The 22,588-nt window shown below is 66.3% G+C and carries 21 protein-coding genes; 6 read left to right on the top strand and 15 right to left on the bottom strand.

The genetic code is table 11. The features are described 5' to 3' along the window. Positions 1-13 precede the first annotated feature (13 nt). The 3 genes from ACIP6U_RS42300 to ACIP6U_RS42290 are packed head-to-tail and all read right to left on the bottom strand — an operon-like array spanning position 14 to position 2,974. The gene (locus ACIP6U_RS42300; RefSeq protein WP_401728207.1) at positions 14-1,291 is read right to left on the bottom strand and encodes a CaiB/BaiF CoA transferase family protein; all 1,278 of its coding nucleotides are present in this window, start codon (positions 1,289-1,291) and stop codon (positions 14-16) included. Beyond that, positions 1,233-2,027: a CoA-transferase subunit beta gene (locus ACIP6U_RS42295; protein WP_401728206.1), complete on the bottom strand. Its 795-nt coding sequence runs from the start codon at positions 2,025-2,027 to the stop codon at positions 1,233-1,235. Before ACIP6U_RS42295 ends, ACIP6U_RS42300 begins: the two co-directional genes overlap by 59 nt. A gap of 26 nt (positions 2,028-2,053) precedes the next feature. Beyond that, the gene (locus ACIP6U_RS42290; RefSeq protein WP_401728205.1) at positions 2,054-2,974 is read right to left on the bottom strand and encodes a CoA transferase subunit A; all 921 of its coding nucleotides are present in this window, start codon (positions 2,972-2,974) and stop codon (positions 2,054-2,056) included. Positions 2,975-3,345: 371 nt separating this feature from the next. Between ACIP6U_RS42290 and ACIP6U_RS42285 the strand changes: the two genes are divergently transcribed. Both ACIP6U_RS42285 and dgcA read left to right on the top strand, forming a co-directional pair. Then, on the top strand, positions 3,346-4,689 hold the full coding sequence (locus ACIP6U_RS42285; RefSeq protein WP_401728204.1) for an MFS transporter: 1,344 nt from the start codon (positions 3,346-3,348) through the stop codon (positions 4,687-4,689). A gap of 9 nt (positions 4,690-4,698) precedes the next feature. Then, positions 4,699-5,685: an N-acetyl-D-Glu racemase DgcA gene (dgcA, locus tag ACIP6U_RS42280; RefSeq protein WP_401728202.1), complete on the top strand. Its 987-nt coding sequence runs from the start codon at positions 4,699-4,701 to the stop codon at positions 5,683-5,685. Between the two features lie 122 nt (positions 5,686-5,807). Here dgcA and ACIP6U_RS42275 read toward each other — a convergent pair whose 3' ends face one another. After that, positions 5,808-6,617 carry an IclR family transcriptional regulator gene (locus ACIP6U_RS42275; RefSeq protein ID WP_401728201.1) on the bottom strand — a complete coding sequence of 270 codons (810 nt, stop codon included), beginning with the start codon at positions 6,615-6,617 and terminating at the stop codon, positions 5,808-5,810. 274 nt (positions 6,618-6,891) lie between these two features. Further along, entirely contained in the window at positions 6,892-7,821 is a 930-nt protein-coding gene (locus tag ACIP6U_RS42270; RefSeq protein ID WP_401728200.1) for a cupin domain-containing protein, read from the bottom strand. An 81-nt stretch (positions 7,822-7,902) separates the two neighbouring features. Between ACIP6U_RS42270 and ACIP6U_RS42265 the strand changes: the two genes are divergently transcribed. Continuing rightward, entirely contained in the window at positions 7,903-8,742 is an 840-nt protein-coding gene (locus ACIP6U_RS42265) for an NAD(P)H-binding protein (RefSeq protein WP_401728199.1), read from the top strand. A 257-nt stretch (positions 8,743-8,999) separates the two neighbouring features. Here ACIP6U_RS42265 and ACIP6U_RS42260 read toward each other — a convergent pair whose 3' ends face one another. After that, the gene (locus tag ACIP6U_RS42260; protein ID WP_401728198.1) at positions 9,000-9,614 is read right to left on the bottom strand and encodes a helix-turn-helix domain-containing protein; all 615 of its coding nucleotides are present in this window, start codon (positions 9,612-9,614) and stop codon (positions 9,000-9,002) included. A gap of 85 nt (positions 9,615-9,699) precedes the next feature. Here ACIP6U_RS42260 and ACIP6U_RS42255 point away from each other — a divergent pair, with 85 nt between their 5' ends. Beyond that, positions 9,700-10,605, top strand: coding sequence for an oxidoreductase (locus tag ACIP6U_RS42255; RefSeq protein ID WP_401728197.1), 906 nt, complete (start codon positions 9,700-9,702; stop codon positions 10,603-10,605). A gap of 125 nt (positions 10,606-10,730) precedes the next feature. Here ACIP6U_RS42255 and ACIP6U_RS42250 read toward each other — a convergent pair whose 3' ends face one another. The 3 genes from ACIP6U_RS42250 to ACIP6U_RS42240 all read right to left on the bottom strand — a co-directional run bounded on the left by ACIP6U_RS42250 (position 10,731) and on the right by ACIP6U_RS42240 (position 13,306). Then, on the bottom strand, positions 10,731-11,438 hold the full coding sequence (locus ACIP6U_RS42250; RefSeq protein ID WP_401728196.1) for an alpha/beta hydrolase: 708 nt from the start codon (positions 11,436-11,438) through the stop codon (positions 10,731-10,733). Between the two features lie 117 nt (positions 11,439-11,555). After that, positions 11,556-12,539 carry a zinc-binding alcohol dehydrogenase family protein gene (locus tag ACIP6U_RS42245; protein ID WP_401728195.1) on the bottom strand — a complete coding sequence of 328 codons (984 nt, stop codon included), beginning with the start codon at positions 12,537-12,539 and terminating at the stop codon, positions 11,556-11,558. A 161-nt stretch (positions 12,540-12,700) separates the two neighbouring features. Continuing rightward, positions 12,701-13,306, bottom strand: coding sequence for a malonic semialdehyde reductase (locus tag ACIP6U_RS42240; RefSeq protein ID WP_401728194.1), 606 nt, complete (start codon positions 13,304-13,306; stop codon positions 12,701-12,703). Between the two features lie 183 nt (positions 13,307-13,489). Between ACIP6U_RS42240 and ACIP6U_RS42235 the strand changes: the two genes are divergently transcribed. After that, complete coding sequence (locus ACIP6U_RS42235) at positions 13,490-14,083, top strand: TetR family transcriptional regulator (protein ID WP_401728193.1); 594 nt, start codon at positions 13,490-13,492, stop codon at positions 14,081-14,083. Between the two features lie 357 nt (positions 14,084-14,440). Next, positions 14,441-15,670, top strand: coding sequence for a hypothetical protein (locus ACIP6U_RS42230; RefSeq protein ID WP_401728191.1), 1,230 nt, complete (start codon positions 14,441-14,443; stop codon positions 15,668-15,670). 87 nt (positions 15,671-15,757) lie between these two features. Here ACIP6U_RS42230 and ACIP6U_RS42225 read toward each other — a convergent pair whose 3' ends face one another. The 6 genes from ACIP6U_RS42225 to ACIP6U_RS42200 all read right to left on the bottom strand — a co-directional run bounded on the left by ACIP6U_RS42225 (position 15,758) and on the right by ACIP6U_RS42200 (position 22,577). Beyond that, entirely contained in the window at positions 15,758-16,114 is a 357-nt protein-coding gene (locus ACIP6U_RS42225) for a nuclear transport factor 2 family protein (RefSeq protein WP_401728190.1), read from the bottom strand. Between the two features lie 814 nt (positions 16,115-16,928). Next, complete coding sequence (locus ACIP6U_RS42220) at positions 16,929-17,765, bottom strand: alpha/beta fold hydrolase (protein ID WP_401728189.1); 837 nt, start codon at positions 17,763-17,765, stop codon at positions 16,929-16,931. Positions 17,766-17,808: 43 nt separating this feature from the next. Further along, positions 17,809-18,747, bottom strand: a complete 939-nt coding sequence (locus tag ACIP6U_RS42215; RefSeq protein ID WP_401728187.1) for an alpha/beta hydrolase — start codon at positions 18,745-18,747, stop codon at positions 17,809-17,811. Between the two features lie 257 nt (positions 18,748-19,004). Then, positions 19,005-20,024 carry an ABC transporter permease gene (locus ACIP6U_RS42210; protein ID WP_401728186.1) on the bottom strand — a complete coding sequence of 340 codons (1,020 nt, stop codon included), beginning with the start codon at positions 20,022-20,024 and terminating at the stop codon, positions 19,005-19,007. 37 nt (positions 20,025-20,061) lie between these two features. Beyond that, complete coding sequence (locus ACIP6U_RS42205; protein ID WP_401728184.1) at positions 20,062-21,612, bottom strand: sugar ABC transporter ATP-binding protein; 1,551 nt, start codon at positions 21,610-21,612, stop codon at positions 20,062-20,064. 2 nt (positions 21,613-21,614) lie between these two features. After that, a complete protein-coding gene (locus ACIP6U_RS42200) occupies positions 21,615-22,577 on the bottom strand; it encodes a sugar ABC transporter substrate-binding protein (RefSeq protein ID WP_401728183.1) in 963 nt (320 codons plus the stop codon). Positions 22,578-22,588 lie beyond the last annotated feature (11 nt).

The following is a 22,588-nucleotide window of genomic DNA, read 5'->3' as shown; positions in this document are numbered from 1 at the left end:
CCGCCCGTTCTTCTCAACCGGCGGCGGGTCGGTATTCGACCACGCCTTCTGCGATCAACTTGCCGATCTGTTGATCGCCGAGACCAAGGCCTTGGGCAAGGACTTCGGTGGTGTGCTGACCCAGCCGTGGAGCAGCGTCACCGACCACCGGCGGGGTGGCGGACATCCGCAGCGCAGAGGTGACGACCGGGTAGGTGCCGAACAACGGATGCTCGACATCGGCCACTTGGTCGAGGTGCTGGACCTGCGGATCCTTGAACACCGCGTCCATGCGGTTGATCGGTGCGACCGGTGCGCCCGTGCGCGACAGAATGTCCACCCAGTGCGCGGACGTGTTCCGTACCGTGACAGCGGCGATGATCGGGACCAGCTCGTCACGGTGCACGACGCGGGCCTCGTTGGTACGGAACCGGGGATCGTCCTGCCATTCGGGGTGCCCGAGAGCAGCAGCCATCACTCCGAACAGCTTGTCGTTCGGCGAGCCCAGCAGCACATGCCCGTCCAGCGTGGGAAAGGCCTGGTAGGGGGCCACATTGGCATGGGCGGAACCCTGCGGATCGGCGACGCTGCCGCCGATGAGGTACTGACTGGCAGCGTTGATCAGAATGGCCAGTTCGGTGCTGAGCAGCGAGACATCGACGCGTTGTCCTTGCCCCGTGGCGTCGCGATGGTGAAGGGCTCCGAGCACGCCCAGCGCCGCATACAGTCCCGTGCACACGTCTATCAGCGCGACGCCGGTCTTCACCGGCTCGCCACCGGGGGTGCCCGTGATACTCATCAGGCCACCGAGGGCGGAGACCATCAGGTCGTATCCGGGGCGGTCCTTGTAGGGGCCGTCCTGCCCGAAGGCGGAGATGGCGCAGTAGATGAGGCCCGGGTGGTTTTCGCGGAGACTCTCGTAGTCCAGTCCGAGCCGTTGCATCACGCCGGGCCGGAAGCTCTCGATGACGACATCGGCGCCGGCCACGAGTTCGCGGGCGAGGGCGACGCCGTCCTCGGTCGACAGATCGATGGCGATGCTCTTCTTGTTGCGGTTCAGACCCAGGAAGTAGGTGCTGACCTCGCCGCGGGAGGGCGGCCCCCAACTGCGGCTGTCGTCCCCCTTGCCAGGTCGCTCGACCTTGATGACCTCCGCGCCCAGGTCACCGAGCAGCATCGTGGAGTACGGGCCCGCCACCACACGGGAGAAGTCGATGACCCGCAGGCCCTGAAGTGCTGTCCGCTGCATCGCGTCAAACCTTTCGCCGCGTGGAAGTGATCGTTCGGCGTGCGGGGCTTCGCCGAGCCGCACGCAGTTCGCCGGTACCGTCGACGACGTGTCTGAGGGTCCACAGTTCGTCCGCCGTCGGGGGCTCGGTCCTGGGCCAGGGTGGATGGGCCCGCAGATCGAATCCGGTACAAGCGATTACCTGTTCGTCGGAGACGCCGCTGTGCACACTGCGCACCCGCATGCGGTGGTCTTCGTCGAAGTCGAAGGTCACCAAGGGGGTGACGCAGACAACCGGCCCCGCCGTGGTGATCCCCGCCTCCGCGCGGCTGGTGCCGCCCTCGAGGTGACCGGCGGCAGTGAGGTAGTCAACCCGGTCGACGAAAGTGCGGGTCGTGTGGGAGGAACTGAACAGAATGATCCGCCCGGAGACCACCGCGAACGAGGTGTTCGCCAGACCGGGCCCACGGAACGCTGGCCCGGGCCCCTGACCAAGTCCTGTTGCAGTCAGGTTCACGTTTCCGTATTTGTCGATCTGGACGCCGCCGTAGAACATGACGTCCAGGCGCCCGTTCTCGGACATCTCGAAGAGGTCGTAGCCGCTACCGACCGCTTCCGCTCCCGGCACCCAGCGGCCGTCGGAGGCCGACCGGTAGAGCCGGCCGGCCCGTGGATTGACCACTCCGGACGGCAGGATCAGTGTCAGGTCCGGCGCATGCATCTGCTGGGCCAGCAGGCACGCGGCGACCGGGACGAGGGAACTGGCCCCGGTGACCGCCATCTCGCCGTTTCGCAGTTCACGTGCGATCAGGACGGTCATCAACTCGTCATCGGTGGGAATGGCGTTCATGCGACATCACCCTCGAGACCCGCGATTCGCTCGGCGCCCCCGACGGCGGCGAGATACGCCTCCTGTGTACGGGGAGTAAGTACGTAGGGTTCGAGGTACTCAACGCGCCAGTCGTCAGCCGAACGACCAGCTGCTATGTACGCGGTCAAACGCTTTTCGTCATGCACGTATCGGCCCTGGCTGGCGCAGGGGTGGGAACCGTACGGCGTCTCCACGACGGCGTCGACGAGGTAACCGGGGATCACCGTGCGGTGCGGTGCGCGGCGGATCTCTTCATTACCGACGATGCGATCCACGCACACGATCACCTTCCCTGACGCCTTGGCAAGGAGCGGATCGCAGAACGGCGTGCCGTCGTATCGGACGTTGCCGTAGCTGTCGGCCTCCTGGGCGTGCAACAGGCAGACGTCAGGTCGCATGGCCGCGGGAGCGGCAACAGCGCTCATCCCCGAGAGGCTGGCCTTACCCGCAAGGCGGGAGCTGCGCAGAAGGTCCGTGCCCTTCACCGAGTGGACGGGGTGCTCCGGCAGGGCCTCCAGCGTGGCCATCAGTCCGCCCAGGATGAGCGCCTCGTCACCGTCGATGATCTCCACCGACCCGGTCTCTGCGGCGCGGCGGAAGTTGGGGGCCATGCCGAGGTGGTCGAACGAGACATGGGCGAGGTATGCGGTGCGTACAGCACCCGCTCCGATCAGCAGGTCCACCGCGTAGCTCGCGGGCGGAGCGGCCACGATCGTCAGCTCGCCCGTCCCTTGGCGTATCAGCTCGTGCACAGCAGCCGACGGGTTGTTCTGGAACCAGAGACCGCCCAGGGCGACAAAGGCGCCGGACGGCACCAGGGCCATCGCCTCGGACAGCGCCAGTTGCTTGGAAGAGCGCGTCGGCGGGATGACGGGCCGCGCTTTCGTCTGGACCACCGTGACCACCTCCTAGAGTCACTATATGACTATCAGGTTCACATTATGGCTCCCGCGTCGACTGGAGTGTCAAGTGATCAACTCTCCGCAGTCACTTCGTCGCTAAGTGGATACGGATATGGGCGCAAGTTGCCCAAATAGGGACTCCCGCCGAGCCGCGCACCACTTGAACCAACCAAGGGGTTGACAGCCGCCCAGTGCGACAGGACCATTTCGAGCACATTACATGGCTCAAAGATGGCCGTTTAGGCCACTACATGGTTCCCAGTGAGGAAAATTGCGTCCCTGAAGGCGCGAGGTACCGCTGAAACGCCGCATACCTCCGGTACTGAGACGCCCGGTATGAGCCACCCTTGATCTAGGAGGCCTCGATGCAAACGCTTCCAGCGTCCGACGTTCCCCGCGCCCAGTCCCCACGCAGACTCATCGCGTCCGCAGGCATAGGCAACTTCGCAGAGTGGTACGACTTCGCGGTCTACGGAGTGGTCGCGTCCATCCTCGCGAAGCAGTTCTTTCCCTCCGGCAACCCCGCTGCAGCCCTGATCAGCGCCTATGCCCTCTTCGGTCTCACCTACGTGAGCCGTCCCGCCGGCGGGTTGCTGGCCGGGTGGCTCGGAGACACTCTCGGACGTCGCCGAGCTCTCTCCTTCACCGTCCTTCTGATGTGCACCGGAACGGCATTCATCGGCTTCATCCCGACCTACTCGAAGATCGGCATCGCCGCCCCGGTGCTGCTGGCGCTCTGCCGACTGGTACAAGGCCTGGGCACGGGTGGTGAGTACAGCTCAGCCATCGCGTTCATCTACGAGCACAGCGATGCTCGCCTCCGTCCGGTCCGCATCAGCTACCTGGTGACGATGACCTTCCTGGGGATCACCGCTTCTGTTCTGGCGGCCAGTCTGTGCACGGCGATCGTCGGGGAGTCGGCGTTCGAGAACTGGGCGTGGCGCATCCTGTTCCTGCTCTCCGCCCCCCTGGGTATCGCCGGGGTCTATCTGCGCAACCGGGTGGCAGAGACACCGGAGTTCGCACGCGTCACCGCAGCGGCAAAGACGGAGTACACCAAAGCCACTCCGATCAGGGGCGCCTTCCGCACCCAGGCCGGGGCCATGGTGCTGTTCTTCTGCGTCGTCTCCGCCTACGCACTGATCACACCGGTGCTGTCCTCGTACTTCATCACCTTCATGCAGGACTCCGGCGGCATCAGTCATGGCGTTTCCTACTGGATCTCCGTCGTCATCAACCTGGTGATGATCGGTGCGACACTCGTCGCGGGGCGGCTCATGGCCAGCCGAGGACTCCAACGCACCTTCGTCGTCGGCGGATTGTTCATTGCCGTCGTCAGCGTGCCCGCCTTCGCCCTGGCGACTCATGGTGTGATCGGAGCCCTGGTCGGCGGATCACTTCTGGCCGTCGGCAAGGGTGTCGTCGCTGTGGCGGGCGCCATGGCCATGTCCTACATGTTCCCCGCGCAGGTGCGAGTGACGGCCGGCGCCTTCGCCTACAACGCCTGCACCGTCGTCTTCGGCGCCGCGGGCCCTGCCATCGGACTGTGGCTCAACGACTCCACAGGGACCAACACGGCCTTCAGTGTCTACCTGGCAGCGGTGGGCGCATTGTCGGTCGTCGCCGCATTCGTCGGAAGAAAGCGGCTGAGCAGCGCGGCGTCGTCAAGTCCCGCTGCCGAGCAGCTCGTGAGCACCAACACTGATTGAGGAGACTACGTGCGTACCCTGAGCGTCCTCGTGGAGGACTTCCCGATCCGGGGCGTGTTCCGGATCAGCCGTGGAGCAAAGACGGTCGCGCGGGTCGTCACCGTGACGATCAGCCAGAACGGCGTCACGGGCCGCGGGGAGGGCGTTCCCTACGCTCGATATGGAGAGAGTGTCGCGAGTGTCTGCGCGCAAATCGAGCAGACCCGCGGGTTGGTGGAGGCCGGCATGGATGTCAAAGAGCTCCAGTTGGCACTTCCTGCAGGTGCGGCACGCAACGCGTTGGACTGCGCGCTGTGGGACCTCGCCGCCCGCTGCACGGGACGGGGTATCGCTGCTTCCGTGGGCCTCACGGCTCCACTGCTGCCCGTCGTGACGGCCTACACATTGAGTCTGGACACCCCGGAGCGCATGGAAGCCATGGCCCGCCGCCACGCTGAACTGCCGATGTTGAAGGTGAAACTCGGCGGCGTCGGGGACCTGGAGCGCGTGGAGGCGGTGCGAGCCGCCGCTCCCTCCGCCCGCCTCATCGCAGACGCCAACGAATCGTGGACACCCGAGCAACTGCGTGAGCTAGCTCCACCCTTGCGGGAACTGGGTGTCGAGTTGATCGAGCAACCGTTGCCAGCTGCTGCTGACGGCTTCCTCGCCTCGTACAAGAGCCCTGTCCCACTCGCTGCGGACGAGTCCTGCCGAGATGTGACGACACTGAAGGATGTTGTGGGCAAGTACGCATTCGCCACCATCAAGCTGGACAAGACAGGTGGCCTGACCGAGGCGCTCCGGTTGGAGTCGGCGGCACGGAGGGCGGGTCTGAAAACAATGACGGGGTGCATGGTCGCGACATCTCTGTCGATGGCGCCCGGAGTCGTACTCGCGCAACGCACCGATGTCGTCCATCTCGACGGACCACTTCTACTGGCCCGGGACCGCGACCCCTCACTGCGCTACGTGGGTGCCGTTGCGAACCCCGCTGATGGAGGGGTTTGGGCGCGGTAGGCTGAGGCTGCAGTCGCGGTCCGCCAGGCGGCGCGGGCTGTCGCGCCTCACCCAATGGCGTCTCTCTCATGTGCGAAATCCGCGAGAGTATAGGCGGCCGCTATCCGCAGCACTTTGAGCGACTAATTCTGCCGGCCGGTACGACCTCGGTAGTTACCCAGTGCACGCGACACTTCCTCCGCGGCCGCCACCACCGCCTCGGTCAGTTCCCTGGCCCGGTCGTCCTGTACCACGCGCGCCTTCAACACCGGCACGTTCACCGCGGCAACAACACGTCCCGAATGATCACGTACCGGAGCCGCCACCGCCCACACATCGCGCTCCGTCTCCTCGTCATTCACCGCGTAGCCCTGTTCCCGTACCACGGCCAGCCGTGCCAAAAACTCCGTCGGGTCTTCTGCCGCGTTGGGTCCCGAACCCCGCTGCCACTCTTCCGCTCCCGGCAGCAGCCCCTCCATCTCGTCTGCCGGCAACCACGCCATCAACGCCTTCCCCGATGCCCGGCCGTCCCACGCCGGAGACCGAAATCCGATCGGACTGAAAATTCTGATCACGCTCTGCGACTCTCTGCGATCTACGAACACCACCTCGCCCCCTGACAACACCGTCAGCTGACACGCCTCACCCGTCCGCTCCCGCAGTCCGTCCAACACACCGCCCGCCGCTGCGAGAAGGTCATTCCCCTCCACCGCAACAGCGGCCAAGCGCACCACCTGAAAATCCGGCGCGAACTTTCCACTTTGCGCGCTGTACCGCACGAACCCATGTGCTTCCAGCACGTTCAACAAGCGCCGTACCGTGCTGGTGGCCAGGTTCAGGCCCGCGCTGACCTCAGCTACGGACAACGCCGGCCGGTCAAAGGAGAACATCTCCAATACAGCCAGCATTCGCTCCGCAGAGCGCACCGGCTGCCCCGTGGACTGCTTCGGCATCCCCACCCCTTCGCTATATCAAGCAACACACACGATTATGTCGGATACCACATACACCAGTTGAGAGGGGCTCTGTCGGCCCTCAACCAGTTGGCTCATCGGGAGTAACGCCCCGACCCCTTGGGCACTGAGGACGCCGGCATGTTCCAGATCATCCCCATCGCGGGGACGACGTCGTATCCGCGGATGATCTCAGCTGCCCGCGCAGGGCGGGCCACGGATGTGCCTGGCAAGCCTGCCCCTCGCTCGGTGTGCTTCCGGGCACGGACCTGCGTCACGGGGTGCGGACGTCGGCGGGTTCCCGTTGGAGCGTGGGACGGTGGGCGGCGCGCCACCGGCCGGGCGGGAGGCCGTGCGTGCGGCGGAAGGCGGTGGCGAAGGCGAACTCGTTGGTGTAGCCGACGTCGGCCGAGATGGTGGCCAGGGTGGCGTCGGTACGCAGGAGTGCGTCTTCGGCGTGTCCCATGCGTAGGCGGGTCAGATAGCTGCCGGGGCTCTGCCCGATGACTTCTTTGAAGGCGGCGGAGAAGCCGGCCCGTGACATCTCCGCGGTGTGGGCCATGGTGTCGAGCGTCCAGGTGCGCTCGGGGTGTTCGTGGATCGCATGGATCACTCGTGCGAGTCGCGGGTCGGCCAGTGCCCGAAACCAACCGGGCGCCTGCTGCTGCTCCTGCCGCCACCAAGTGCGCAGCGCGTAGACCAGGTTGAGGTCCAGCAGCCGGTCGAGCAGGACCTGCTGCCCGGTCTCTGTTCCTTCTGCCTCCGCGGCCAGCAGGCTGATCGCGTCGCGATGCCGGGGGCTCTGCGCTTGTGCTGGGATACGGGCGAATCGGGGCAGCGATTCCAGCAGGCTCTTCCCGACGCTCCCTTCGACGATGTAGGCACCGCAAAGAATGTGGGACGCCGGTCCCGGCCCGTGGTCGCTGCCGCGGCGGCGGGCGTCCGTGATCGTCTCGGTGCCCGCGCCGACATCACTGACGAGCTGGTACGGGTCTCCGGGGGTGGAGAGGACGACATCGCCGGCGGTGAACCGGACCGGCTCTTCCCCGTGAGCGGTGAGCCAGCCTGCGCCGTCGAGGAGGATATGCGCGGTCAGGGGCCGCAGCCCGCTGAATTCCAGCCCCCAGGGCGCCACGCGGCGCAGAGTGGAGAACACCGCACCACGTGCCCGTGCACGAGTGAGCTGGAAGCTGAGTACGTCCATTTCCCCAGCGTAGACGAATACAAATGTTTTCTGGCTGATCGCCTATCCATCATCCGCCAGCGACTCCGTACCGTCGACGGCATGGCAAAGTTCGTTCTCCTTGGCGGCAGTGGAAAAACCGGGCGGCGTCTCAACGAGGCGCTGCAAGAGCAGGGACATCACGCGGTCGCGGCCAGCCGGAATTCCCCGGCGCGCTTCGACTGGCACGACCCCTCCACCTGGCAGCCCGTGGCTGCGGGCGCGGACGGGGTGTTCATCGTCGGCCCCGGCTCTGCGCGGGACTGGAGCGGTCAGCTGGACGCGTTCCTGAAGGTTGCGGCCGCGGTGGGCGTGCGGCACGCGGTCCTGCTCTCTTCACGCGCGGTGGAGTTCCTTCCCGGCGGCGCAGTCGATCTCGCCGAGCAGGCACTTGCAGCGGGGCCGGTCCCTTGGACAGTGCTGCGCCCTACGCACTTCGACCAGAACTTCACCGAGGCGATGTTCGTGCCCGTCGACGGGCTGATCACCGCGCCTGTGGGCACAGGGACCGAGCCGTTCGTCGACGTGGGTGACATCGCCGAGGTTGCCGCGAAGGTCCTCACCGAGCGGGCGTTCGTCGGCGAGCGGCTCTCCCTGTCGGGCCCTGCTGCGCTTACGTTCGATGAGGCGGCGGGAGTCCTCTCGGCGGCTTCCGGCGCCACGGTCCGCTTCAAGCCCGAGGATCCGGCCGCCCACGTGGCCCGCCTGCGGGCGACCGGCACACCGCAGGAGTACGTGCGGTGGCGGATGGCGATGCTGGAGGCGATTCGCAGCGGCGCCGATGCGTACATCTCCGACGCGGTACAGCGGGTCCTGGGCCGCGAGGCCACCGGGTTCGCAGACTGGGCCGCACGAGAAGTTCCCGACGCGTCGTGGGCCGTCGCCGGAGGCCTGCACCGCTGAGGCACTGGCAAGTCGAACGCCCAGGCAGACAGGCTTCAAGACCCGTCGCAGATGTGGCCGGTAGTACCTACTCACCAGGCAGTTCGAAGATGTCGGCGCTGGTTTGGCGCAGCAGATCCGCCAAGACGTCACCTTCTACAAAGCGGGAAATGGCGCCTGCCGCCGCATCGCTGGGTTCCTGAATGTGACCGGGATCCACATCAACGAACTCATACTGCGTGCCCGTGGCTCTCCTTTTGGCTCGAAGCCGTCCCACGTCACTGGTCGCGGGACCGATCTGCCACAAGATCCTCGGCCACACGTTCAGGAGAAGCGAGCGATCGCAGGGCGAGAGTCACCCACCTCTCTCGCTCCTTCCGAGATGTGTGGGCGGTGGGCGCGTGGGTCAGCAGCAGTTCCACGTCGCTCATAGTGACGTCGGCGCGGAGGTCGCCGTCGCGGTGTGCTGCGGCGATCAGGTAGTTCATTGCCGACTCCGCCTGAAGCTGGACTTCGGGCGGGAGACACGGGCCACCGGCCGGGCCCAGTTCGCGGAGTAGACGCTCCTCGTTGGCGTCCACCACCGCCCGGCGGAACAACGCCGCGAGTTCCGCGTATCCGGCACTGCGCCCCGCTTCGACCCTGCTCACGGCCTCGGCGTGCGTGCCCTCGATCTCGGCGCCCAGTTCGGCGAGCACAGCCTCCATCAGGTTGTTCTTCGCGGGAAAGTGGCGATACACGGTGCCCACCGCGACCCCGGCCTCGCGGGCGATCTCGTCCATCTCCACGGCGAGCCCCCGGGTCACTATCAGCGACCGTGCGGCCTGCGTGATGCGCGCTCGGTTGCGAACCGCGTCTGACCTCAACCGTGCCCCACCGCTTGCGCTCGCCATGCCGACAGCGTACCCGCCACTTGCACAAGGTGAACCAATGGTTCACTATCTAACCTGAATCAATGGTTCATGTTAGGAGCGCGCAATGGCAACCTGGAACACGTCGAACATCCCCGCCCTGAAGGGCCGCACGGCCGTGGTGACGGGCGGGAATACGGGGATCGGCTTCGAGACCGCCCGGGCTTTGGCGAAACACGGCGCCCAGGTGGTTCTGGCCTCACGGAATGTGGAGAAGACCAAGTCTGCCGCCGCTCGCATCGCCGATGAACTGCCCGGCACCAGGCTCGGCGTCGTCGGGCTGGACCTGAGCGATCTGTCGTCCGTGCATGCCGCCGCCGAACAGATCAAGGCCGAATTCGGCAACCTGGACCTGCTGATCAACAACGCGGGCGTAAACAAGGCCGCCGGCGAAACCCGCGATGGGATCGAGGGACAGTTCAGCATCAACCACCTCGGCACCTTTGCCCTGACCGGCCTTCTGATCGAGCGACTGCTGCCGGTCCCCGGATCACGCATCGTGACGGTCAGCAGCATGGTGCACCGAATGGGACGTCTGGACCTGTCGGACCTCACTTCCACGGGCAACGACAACAAGGACTACGCCCGCTCCAAGCTGGCCAACCTGCTCTTCACCTACGAACTCTCCCGTCGGCTGGCGTCCGTCGGCGCTCCCACCCTGGCGGTCGCGGCGCATCCGGGTATCGCCAGCACCGACCTGTCCCGCAAGCAGGCTGCCCCCGGACTCGACGCATTCGCCAACAAAGTGCTGGGCCGAACCGCCGCGCGGGGAGCGCTCCCGACTCTTCGAGCAGCGACGGACCCCACCACGGAGGCCGCAGCCTTCTACGGGCCGGGCGGCTTCCTCGGCGTCTTCGGCGACCCCGCCAAGATCCACTCTGCCGGCGCTTCCCACGACAGGGATCTTCAGCGCGGCCTGTGGGACTTGTCCGAACGCCTCACCGAGGTGACCTATCCCCTTCCGGCCCTCTGACCAAGCTTGCCCCTGCATCCGGTCCTCACGTTCGAACGGTCCCGCGCTCAGTCCATGTTCACCGGGCTCCGTTGGCCGGACCTCCGCACTGCCCGGGATCCCTCGAGCCGGCCCACTGAGCTGCGTCAGTCCCCCGACGACACAGCCGTAAGGACCTTCCTCAGCACCGCGGACAGTTCAACCGGGGCAGACAAAAACGGGGAGTGGCCGGACGCCAAGCGCTCGACGTTCGCCGCATGGGCCGACATCGACTCCTGGAGGGCAGGCGGGATCGCCCCATCCCTCTCGCACACGACGTAGGTGGAGGGAATCGTCCTCCACGCGGCCCGGCTCACCGGCTGCGCGAAAGACCGCAGACTCTGGTCGACCAGTTGGCCGAGGGCGGCTTCCGCAGCCGCGTCCGGCAGATCGCCGTACAGGGACGTACGCGGATCATCGATCAGTGGGAAGACCCCGCTCAGGTCCTCGGGCGCGGGCAGCCCATGGATGTCGTACATGGACTCGTTCTCGGCAGGCATGTACGCCGCGAGATAGATGAGATGTACGACATTGGCATGGTCGCCGGCCTCTTGCGTGACCGGGATGCCGCCGTAGGAGTGAGCGAGAACGGCCACCGGCCCCTCAATGCTGCGGAGTTGCTCACCGATGGCGGCCGCGTCCTCGTAGACGCCGGCGGTCGGGATGCCTTGCTTGCCGGTGCTGGGGAGGTCCACCGTCCGGCTGTCCCATCCCTCGGCAGTGAGTACCGCCTGCAGTTCCGCCCAACAAGAGGCGCGGTGCCATGCCCCGTGCACCAGCAGCAGAGTGGGGCGCCCGTCATACGTCTTTTCCACGGATGTCTTCCTCGTTCGTCGTGAGTACCGCGTGCCACGTGTGCCTCTGACAGCGAGCAACCGCTCCCCGGACGACGACCAAGTCGCCGCTCCGCAGATCCGGTACCCGCGTGTCGTTCACGCAGAAGTCCCCGATGCCACACGCTCTGGGATGAGGACCAGTCTCTGTCCGGTCGCCAGTTGCCGGTTCCAGGCCTCCTTCACCTCGGACAGCGGAACGGCAACGGCCTGCGTGCCAACGTCCACTTGAGGCAGAAGCGCGATCAGCGACCTCAGTGCGGCATCCACCCGGTCCGGAAAGGCTGATCCGGCGCCGCTTCCCCGGATGTCGACGTTGATTCTGCGCAGGACATCCGACTGCAGAGCGACAGACGGCCCAGCCATGGACCCGACAGCCACCCACCGCAGCAACCGGGTGGGATCTGGACGTCCGTCGGCGACAGCGGCCAGAGCCACCTCGGCCGGCTGCCCCCAGAGGTAGTCGATCACGGCATCGACGTCGCCGGCGACGTCACGGAGGGACGCAGCGACCTCCTCGTCGCTCGCGTCGAGGGACACCGTGTGGTGAGCCCCCATTCGGGAGAGCTCACCCAGCGCTTCTGCATTGCGCCCGACGGCCACCACTTTGTCGGCGCCGCGCAGCAACGCGAGTTGTACGGCTGCGCGGCCCGCGTTGCCCGTGGCGCCAAGGACCAGTACCGCTCCCCCAGTCTGCAGTCCGGCCCGTTCGTACAGGGCCAGCCATGCCGAGATCATCGGGTTCACCAGGGCCGCCGCTGTCGCCGGGTCGAGCCCGTCGGGCAGTGGAATGAGCGAGGACCGCGGTGCCACGGCCCTCTCGGCCATGCTCCCCTGGGGCGGCACGAGCCCCGAGAAATAGACCAACACTCCCGACTCAGTGCGTCCCACGCCGTCGTATCCGGGAACGAGTGGCAGTCGGTCTCCACTCGTGGGGTGCTTGCCCGCCGCGACAGCACGCACCAGAGGGTGCAGCCCAGCCGCAAGAACATCCACGACGACTTCCCCGGGCGCTGCTTCAGGATCGGGGAGGGATTCATAGCGGGGTGAATCGCCGAAGGCGTGGACGACGGCAGCGTACATGCACGTTCTCCTTAGGTGCAGGCCGGACGACGGCGGTTGTCTGCGAGGACTGGATCCCCGGCGACCAGCCAAACCTGACTGGTCGTCATGGACCAGCGCCCAAGGTAGGACCGACCCGTACGCGACAGGACGTCACCAGGCACCGCCGGCTGGACCACCGCTCAGACGGTGGACACGATCTCGTCGTAGTCGAGGCGCGGCAGGCGCGGGTGGTAGGAATCCTCCTGCGGGAAACCCAGGGCGATCACGGTGAGGGCCGTGTGGTCCCCCTCGGGGAAGAAGTCCTTGTTGATGCCGACGGCGTCGTAACCGGTCATCGGCCCGGCGGCGAGCCCAGCAGCGCGCACACCGACGATGAAGTACGCGACCTGCAACGCAGCGTTGAACTCGGCGGACGCCTCACGAAATTCTCGGGCCGCGAAGATCGTGTCCTTGGCATCCGGGAAGTGCGGCACAAGGCGAGGCAGCTCCTCGTGGAACTCGTAGTCCGCAGCGAGGATCGCGATCACCGGCGCATTGAGTGTCTTCTCCCTGTTCGGCTCGAACATGTGCGAGACCAGGCGCTCGCGTGCCTCGCGGGAGCGTACGAGCACGATTCGCAGAGGTTGCTGATTGAACGAGGTCGGGCCGTACTTCACCAGCTCATGGATGGCACGCAAGGTGCTGTCGGGCACCTCCTCACCACTGAATGAGTCGGCCGTGTGCGCCTGACGGAACAACTGGTCCTGTGCTGCGGAATCAAGTGTCAAAGCATTGGGGGTGGTCATGGTGCACCTCGATTGATCGATTGCGCGACGGGGCGTAGCTCGCCGAGTGAACGGCAGGGCCGGATCCCAGCGAGGGCGGCGCCTTCTCCGCAAGATAATGAACAAGCGGTCATTAGACCCTAACGCCATCCTCCGCTAATGACCACTTGGTCACGAAGGCGGTGGGTCACCTACTGTGAGCCCATGGACAAGCCGACGAGTCCCGCACCCGCACCGACACGGAAACGTGTCCGGGATCCCGAGGCCCATCGAGCAGCGATCCTGGACGCGGCCCGGGACGCTTTCACCGAACACGGATACGCACGGGCCACCATCCGGGAGATCGCCCGTCGGGCCGGTGTCACGCACGGGCTCGTGATGCGCCACTTCCAGTCGAAGGAGAACCTCTTCGTCGCTGCGGTCCCAGGCGCGCGGGATGTGGAGCAACTGGTGCAGGGGGACCCCGACACCCTGCCGGCACGTATCGCCCAGGGCTACGTGGCCCGCATGGAGGAGGGCGCCGCCGGGGACCCCTTCGTGGCCCTCATTCGCAGCGCCGCTTCCAACGAGGAGACTGCGGTCAGGCTCTACAACGCCATGCACGAGCGCAGCATGGCCGGCTACCTGCAGGCCGTCACGACACCCGACGCGGAGATCCGGATCGAGCTCCTCGCCGCAGAGCTCATCGGCGTCACGTTCAGCCGCTACGTCATCCGCCGTGGACCCCTCCGGGACCTTTCGACCGATCAACTCATCAGTCACCTCACTCGCGTCATCCGCGCAATCCTGACCGGCTGAAGACTGCCCCCCGAGACGGGTCGGGGGCGCCACCTTCCCATCCAATGGATCCATTCAGGTATACAGAGTCAGGCCAGCATGGCACAAGGCCTGGAATTCAGGTTACGTGACTCTTATCTATGGATCCATACTCTGTAGAGTGTCAGGCACCGCAGGCCGGAGTCCTGCCGAGCCGTCGCGGCCTGCATCGCGCCCCCGCCACCTTCTGCCCCGTCGTTTGGCTGAGGTGGTCATGAGCCGCACCACGTGGCCTGCCCCGAGCAGGGCGTCACAGCCCTCCCACCACCTGGCATCAGGACAGCGTCGCCATTGGGCTCGGAGCGGCACAGCAGAGTCACTGAACCAAGAGGAGACAAGATGACAACGTCAGCTCAGCCGGCACCCTCAGAAGCCGGCCCAGCGGAGACCGCCTCCGCAGAAGTCATCGGCACAGCCCTCTACCAGGGCAACACCTATCGTCTGATTCACGAGGTGGCGCGCGATCTGATCTGGCTCGACCACACGACCGACTACCTCGACTGGGCGGACGGCGTTGCCTGGGCAAAGAGCCTCAATGTGGGCGGTGTCCTCGCCTACCAGCTGGAGCCTGGCGTCCACGTCGAGTGGGACGGCGACTGGCGTCTGCCCGCTACACCGCACTCCGCGTACGAGTTCGGCTACGACGGCGAGTCCACCGCCGGCTTCAACGTGACCAGCAGCGACCTGGGCCACCTCTACTACACGACGCTGGGCAACAAGGGGAACCAAGGCACCGACGGCGCCTTCCCCCAGCCGGATGCCGGACTGAAGAACACCGGGCCGTTCGAGAACCTGAAGATCGACTTCTATTGGCAGAACGAGTATGCCGAGCATCCGTCTCTCGCCTGGTTCTTCGGCACCCACATCGGCTACCAGGGTGACGACGAGAAGGACTGGCCGTTCAACTATGCGATCGCCGTCCGCGGCGGGCGAGTTACCCGCACCTCGCTCGAATCGGTCGGCACCGTTGCCTACGAGGGCAGTGAGTACAAGTTGATCTGGGACGAGGCGCAGAAGCTCGTCTGGCTGGACTACACCTCGGGATTCAACAACTGGTACAAGCAGACCGAGTGGGCCGCGGGGCTGAACTCCGACGCCGTACTGACGTACAGCCTGGACCCCGCCTACGAGATCTCGTGGACGAGCGACTGGCGTCTGCCGGCGACCGAGGACGGCCCCGCCCACTACGGGTTCGATGGCACCACTCTCTGCGGGTACAACACGCAGAACAGTGAGTGGACCCGGCTGTACTACAACGCCCTGGGCAACAAGGGCCTCCAAGGCTTCGACGGCAGCATGCCGGATTTGCCGTCTCCCTCCGACCAGCCCGTGGACGAGAACGGCGCCTTCGACTTCGCGGCGGCCTTCGGCCAGATCTTCTCGAACCAGGATCTGTTCGAGAACCTGAAGGCGGAGCACTACTGGTCCAGCACCGAGTACGGCAGCTATCCGGCCAAGGCTTGGTACGTCATCACCGGCGTGGGTTATCTGGGCGCCATCAACAAGCAGTTCCACTTCAGCTTCGCCATGGCGGTGCGCTCGGCGGAGATCCGGCGTAAGACGGTGTGACGCCGGCGGCTGCCCGGCTCGCCCGGGCAGCCGTCACGGGTTGAGGTCGGTTCCAGGGGGCAGCTGCGGGTCCACCGCTATCGCGGGTCAGACCTCGTTGTTCCACATGCGGAACACGGTGCAGCGGCCGTTCTTGTCGAACGTCACGGTCCAGAGGTTGGCGAAGGTGCCGAGCTCTTTGTAGCGGCCGGTACCTTCTATGGCTGCGGTGTCTCCGTTGAGGGCGAGCAGGGACCAGTCGAATTCCCAGCCCCCTTCTTGCCAGGGTGCTCGGCTCCGCCAGCCGGCGACGATGGCATCGCGGCCGATCCAGTCGGTTTCGTAGGGCCACTCGTGATACTCGGCCCGCGGGGTGAACAGAGCGGCGATGTCCTTCTTGCCGTTGCTCGCCCAGGCCCGCACATACCCCTCAACCCAGTTACGCACCTGATCCTCGGTCACCATGAGCGCGGCTGCCCTTCTGTGACGGGAGGCCTGTGGCTCAGCCCGGGGCGTCCAGGCGGACGACGCGGTGGTTGACGTCGGCCTCGGAGGCCTGAGAACTGGCGAGTGGCCGGGTGCGTCATGCTCATTCCTTCGGCAGCTCGGCGGCCTCGTGAGTGGACCGTCCGATTGCGTCAGCATGGACTCGATCCAGCACAAGCGGCAGGGGGGCTCGTCCTGGGTGCCCCACTCCCAGGAACCAAGGTCGCGGTGCTGGCGGATGTCAGTGACTGCTTCCTACGTCCGCCCGGGACATGGCCGCGAACGCCACTCCTCCGGCCAGGCCATCGACGTCCTCGCCCGTGCCTTGCACCTGGTGATCGACGTCTGTTGGCGTCCTTGGATGCTGCCGGCGTGGCAGTTTCGGATCATTGAGGCCAGCATCCTTCGATTCGCAAGGTGGGGGCGTACGGTCTGTCCTCCCCGCGACAGGGGCCCGCCGCCTCACTCCCCCGGGAGCGGCGGGTCTGGGGTGCCCCCACCGCGTCCTGCGATGAGGGGGCACCACGCCACTGCTGGGCCGTGGGCGGTCACGACGGCACCAGACACCACAGGGAAAAAGCTGCGCCGGCCAACACACGCGTTCGCGCTCCCCGACCCGAACCCGCCCTGGAAATAGAGCCATTTGGCGAACAGAAGGTGGAACCGGAACCAGCCGAAACTACAGCCCTGCGCCACTTCAGCGCCCAGCCGACGAGTGGGTCACCAGAGCGCCGGGGGAGTCACCGGATTCCCTGAGCCGGGTCCGCCTCCCGCGACAGACCCGGCAGAGCACCTAGCGGGACTTCTCCACCTGATCCAGGAATTCGAGGAGGCGGGGCAGGACCACGTCCGGGACTTCCAGGATGGGGCTGTGGCCGATCTTCTCGAGCCGCCACAGGGTGGCGTTCGGCAGGTGCTCGACCATTTCGTCCTGCCACGGGACAGGACGGGGCTTGTCCTCCTCGCCGGAGACGATGAAGACGGGAGCGCTTATCTGCGGGAGCAGGTGCACAGCGGTGCCGCGCTCGATGACACCCGCCATGGCGGGTCGCAGCGTCTTGGGTACCTCGGCGATCCGCGACTCCCACAGTTTGACGATGTCCTGCTTGGCAGGGTCGCTGCGGGTGGTGGCGCCGAACATGATCTCCAGGGTCTCCTGCAGCACGTCGCCGACGAAGCCCTGACGGCCGACGTTGTCGACCCACTCGCGGAAGACCACCAGCTGATCAGCGGGCTCGGCACAGGCGGACGACCCGAGGACGACCATCGACTTGATCAGCCCAGGCCGGGCCACGGCCAGCCGGAAGCCCACATCGCCGCCCATGGACTGCACGAGCAGGTGCACCTGCTCAAGGTTCAGTTCCTCGGCCAGAGCGATGACGTCAGCAGTGACCGTGTCCAGATGAATGAAGTCACCTTCGGCCGCCGCGCTCCTGCCCTGACCGCGAAAGTCAGGGCGGATGACTCGGTACTTGCCGGCAGCGGCTTCTTTGAAGCCCTCGAACATGCGGCCGTCGAGGAACAGGGAATGGAGGGCCAGAACGACGGGGAGGTGCTCCTCCCCGGTGTCACGGACGAACAGCTCCGTTCCGTTGACCTTGACCTTCTTCTCGTTTTCGGTGCTGCTCATGGGATGCCTCTCACAACGGCGGGAAAGGAAATGGTCTCTGCAGCTAGGGCAGTTGGGCGGCGAGGAAGGCGACAGCGGACTCAAGGGCGGCGTCGGCATCCTTGAGGTCCTCCGAGAACAGGTGCCACACATGCGGCATACCGGGCCACACCTCAAGGTTCACCCGCACCTGAGCTGTGGCCAGGTGCTCCGCCAGACGAACGGCGTCGCTGAGCATGATCTCGCGCTCACCGATCTGGATCAGCACCGGAGGAAGGCCGCTGACATCGGCGAACACCGGTGAGGCGAGGGGGCTGTTCAGCGGACTGTCGCCCATGTAGCTGAGGGCCATGGTGCGGAGAGCCTCCGGGGTGCACAGCGGGTCCGCCTCGGCCTTGGTGACAATCGACGCGCCTGTGTGCTCCAGATTGGCCCAGGGAGAAATCGCCACCGCCGCGGCTGGGAGCGGCAGCCCCGCGTCACGGGCTGCGACCAGCAACGCGACGGTCATGGCGCCGCCGGCCGAGTCACCTGACACGACGATGGAGCCGGCGTCGTAGCCCTCCTTGAGCAGGGCTTCGTAGACAGCGAGGTTGTCGTCGATCGCGGCCGGGTAGCGGGCGTCAGGAGCCAACCGGTAATCGGGGATCACGGCCTCGGCACGCAGACCGCTGGCATAGCGGCCCACCAGCCCTCGGTACCCGCGCGGCGCCCCGGCCAGGTATCCGCCGCCGTGCAGGTAGAGCAGGGTGCGGCCGGGGACAGTCTCGGCGGGTCGCGCCCGCGTCACCGGAACGCCGTTGGCCTGATAGTCCTCGTAGGTCACGCCGTCAGGTGCGGGAAAGCGCGATACGAACCAGTCGGCGTATGCCTCGCGCGCGGCAGCGAGGTCATCGAAGCGACCCGCCTGCAAGGCGTCCAGGGCAGCTCCGAGCTTCTCGATCCAGGGTTCCACCAGGGGCTCGAGTTCCGGAGGGGGAGGGGTGTTCGCGGACTGCGTCATGGCATCAGCCTTCTCACGGAGACAAGTGGCAGGACACGCGGCTCGCGTCATCCTCGGCCAGGTACTACTCCTGACCACACTGACACTTCATGGATCCACAGACAATGCTACGTTTCACTTTCGTGACGTTTTGATGTCTCAACCTGCCATTTCTCATAAGACTCAGAGGTCGGATTCAGGAATGGATCCACACGGAGGAAGTGGTGGTCGTGATCGGCAGGTGGACACGACCACCGGTGGCGAGTCGGCGCGCCCGGTCAGCGCCGTGTCGAGGCGAGCAGCATGCGTCGACTGGTGCTGCTGAGGGCGGTAGCGGCCACCAGGATCCCGCCCTGGAAAAGGAACTGAACGTAGGACTCGGCACCGAGCAAGGACAGCCCGTTGAAGGTGACGGTGACGATGAGGACGCCCACGAGCGTGCCCAGGATGTGGAAGTCACCGTCCCTGAGCACGGACGCGCCCAGGAAGACCGCCGCGAAAGCGTTCAGCAGATAGCCGTCGCCGGCAGTCACCTGTCCGCTCCCGATCCGTGCCGACAGCAGGACGCCCGCCAGTCCCGCGCACACGCCGCAGATCACGAAGGCGGTCACGGTGATGCGCGCAACCCGAACACCGGCCATGCGAGCGGCCACCTGGTTGGTGCCCACCGCTTGCATGTGGTGCCCGAGCAGAGTGAAGTTCAGGGCGACCCACAGGCCGCCGAGAACTACCGCGGTGAGGATGATGGGTGCGGGGACACCCAGTACCGACGCACGCGCGATGTCCGTGAAGGGGCCGGGTTTGAGGGTGATGGGTGTGCCGTTGGAGTAGGCGTAGTTGATACCCAGGAGCATGGTGCTGGTGCCCAGGGTGGCGACGATCGGGTCGATGCGCAGCTGCGCGACGAGCAGGCCGTTGACCAGCCCGATGACTCCGGCGGCCGCCAGGGCTAGCAGCATGGCGGCGAACCAGGGCAGTCCGCTGCGCTCCAGGAAGCCGACCGCGAGGATTCCGGAGAGGCTCACCACTGAGGCGAAGCTGAGGTCGAACTTGCCCGCCACCAGTGGCAGGGTGAGTCCCCCGGCGACGATGGCCAAGGTGGCGCTCTGGTTGAGGACGTTCAGGAGATTCTGACCGGTCAGGAAGGCCGGGCTGGCCGCGCTGAAGCCGATCAGGAGAAGTACGAGGACGCCGGGAGTTCCGTACCTGCCGGTCAGGAGCAGAATGCGCTGTGCGTTGCCCGGTGCGGCCCCCTGCGCAGCCGACGCCTTCGCGGCTTGTTCGATGGTGCCTTCCATGGCGGGGTTCTCCAGTTTCTCGATCGCGCGACGCGGATCACGCGTAGCAGAGGTGCAGCATGTTGGGGACGGTGATCGCGTCCGAGGTCAGCTCGCCGACGATGTGGCCTTCGGCCATGACGAGTACGCGACTGCATTCGAGGAGCTCTTCGAATTCGGAGGAGATGACGAGGACGGCTGATCCGGACTCGTTCGCCTCACGGATCCGTGCGTAGATGTCGGCGCGAGCGCCCACGTCCACGCCGCGGGTGGGTTCGTCCAGGATCAGGATCTTCGGATCGGTGGCCAGCCAGCGGCCCATGACGACCTTCTGCTGGTTGCCGCCACTGAGGCCGACGACGGGTCTGCGGGCATCCGTTGTCTTGATCCCAAGAGCGCGGCAGGTGTCGTTCGCCGCGGCCCGGGACAAGCGAGGCCGGATGAACGGCAGCCACCTGCGAACGCGCCAGCGATCCCACACCGTGATGTGAAGGTTGTCCTCCACCGAATGCGTGAGGAAGAGCGCCTCCGACCGCCGTTCCTCGGGGACATAGGCAACGCCCCGGTCAATGGCCTGGGTGATGGAGCGGGGCCGGTAGGGCTTGCCGTCCAGCGCCATCGTGCCGCCGTCCGGGCGGTCGGCGCCGAAGATCAGCCGTGCCAGCTCCGTACGTCCGGAGCCGACCAGGCCGGCGATGCCGACGACCTCGCCCTCGTGAAGGGTGAGGGAGACGCCACGGACAGTCCGGCCACGGCTTACGTCCTGGAGACTCAGGGCGACCTTGGTGTGCTCGGTCGGCTCGAACGCCGTGGCCCCGGCGCCGGGCGTGACCTCATGACCGACGATGGCACGCACGACCGCTTCGCGTGTGACCTCCCTCCGCGGCAGAGCCAGGGACACCGATCCGTCCTTGAAGGCGGTGACCCGGTCGCACACGTCCGTCACCTCATCGAGCCGGTGGCTGATGAACACCACAGCCACACCGGAGGCGGCCAGCTCTCGGGCGACCTCCAGGAGCTTGGCCGCCTCCTGGCCATCCAGTGAGGCGGTCGGCTCGTCCATGGCGATGAGGGCACGGTCGTCGACCAGAGCCCGCGCGATGGTGACGAGCCATTGCTGGTGAACAGTCAGTTCGGAGACCGGAATGTCGAGCCGGAAGTCGATACCGACCCGACGGGCAACGCGCAGCACCGCGTCGGGTACGCCGCTGAATCGTCGCAGGCTCAGCATCGAACCTTCGTGACTGCCGAGCATGATGTTCTGCGACCCGGTGAAGGACTTCACCAGGTTCAACTCCTGGTGGATGAAAGCGAGTCCCAGGCCGGCCGCGTCGGCGGGACCGTGGATGTGGGTGACCTGGCCGTCGACGAGGACGTCGCCCGCGTCGGGCTGCTCAAGGCCGGCCAGGCAGCGGATCAACGTGGACTTGCCGGCGCCGTTCGCTCCGACGAGCCCGTGGATCTCGCCGCGCCGGAAGGCGATGTCGATGCCACGGAGGGCGCGGATGGCGCCGTAGGACTTCGCGAGACCCTCAACCCGGAGCAGAGGTTCCGCCTGGGCAGGCGGTGCCGGCTCGCCCGCACCGGGTGCCGCCGCTGCTGTTGTCATGACTACTTCCTCAGCTCGGGGTGTTCAGCGAGGAAGGCGTCGACATTGGACTTGTCGATGATCTTGTAGTTGCCGTCGATCTCAACCGGCTTGAAGTCGTCGGGAGCGGCCCAGTACTTCTCCAGCAACTGGGCTATCTCGCGCCCCTGGGACGGCCCGTCGATCCACTCGGTCGCGGTCAGCTTGCCCGACTTCACCAGGGACAGTGCTTCTGCGGTGCCGTTGAGACCGTAGGTGCTCACGTCAGTTCGGCCGAGTTGCTGCAAGGCTGCGGCAGCACCCGTGGCCGGGTCGTCGAAACAGGCCCACACAGCGAGCTTGCCGCCCTTGGGGTGCGCTTGCGCCCAGGCCTGGGTCGCCTTGTCCGCCGACTCGACCTGGCCCGGGATCGTGATCTGCTGGGCGTCCACCTTGATGTCCGTCTTTGCCACAGCGTCGTCGAGGGCCTTCTCACGGCGCTGGCAAGGCAGTCCGGGACGGTAGCCGAGGGCCAGCAGCGCACCCGTGCTGCCGAGGTCGTTCACCACCCGCTTCGCCATCGGCTCCCCGATGGAAACGTCCGCGGCGATGGGCACGCCCGGGCCGAGGCCACCTCCCCAGTTCGCCACAGGGATGCCCGCGGACTGTGCCGAGGCGACTCCCGATGCCAGGGCGTCAGTGGGGAACACGGAGATGGCGATCGCGTCGACGCCCTTGGTGGCCAAATTGGTCAGGGCCGTGTTGGCGGAGTCGACGCTGCCATTGGCGTCCACCTCCGTCACCTTCCAGCCCTTGCTCTTGCCATAGGAGGCAATGGCGTCGAGGGCACTGTTGGCATAGACGTCCGACCCGGAGAACCGGATCAGTCCGACCGTCTTGGTCCCTCCCTTCCCTGTTCCGGTCGTTCCGGCATTGCAGCCGGCAAGAGCGGCGGTCAGGACACTGGAGACGACGAGGGTCAGGGCGACAGTTATGCGGCGTTTCACGGCGCGCTCCT

This window comes from Streptomyces sp. NPDC088794 (assembly GCF_044750545.1).
In the GTDB taxonomy this organism is placed as follows: Bacteria; Actinomycetota; Actinomycetes; order Streptomycetales; family Streptomycetaceae; genus Streptomyces.
This window is presented reverse-complemented; position numbering and strand designations above follow the sequence as displayed.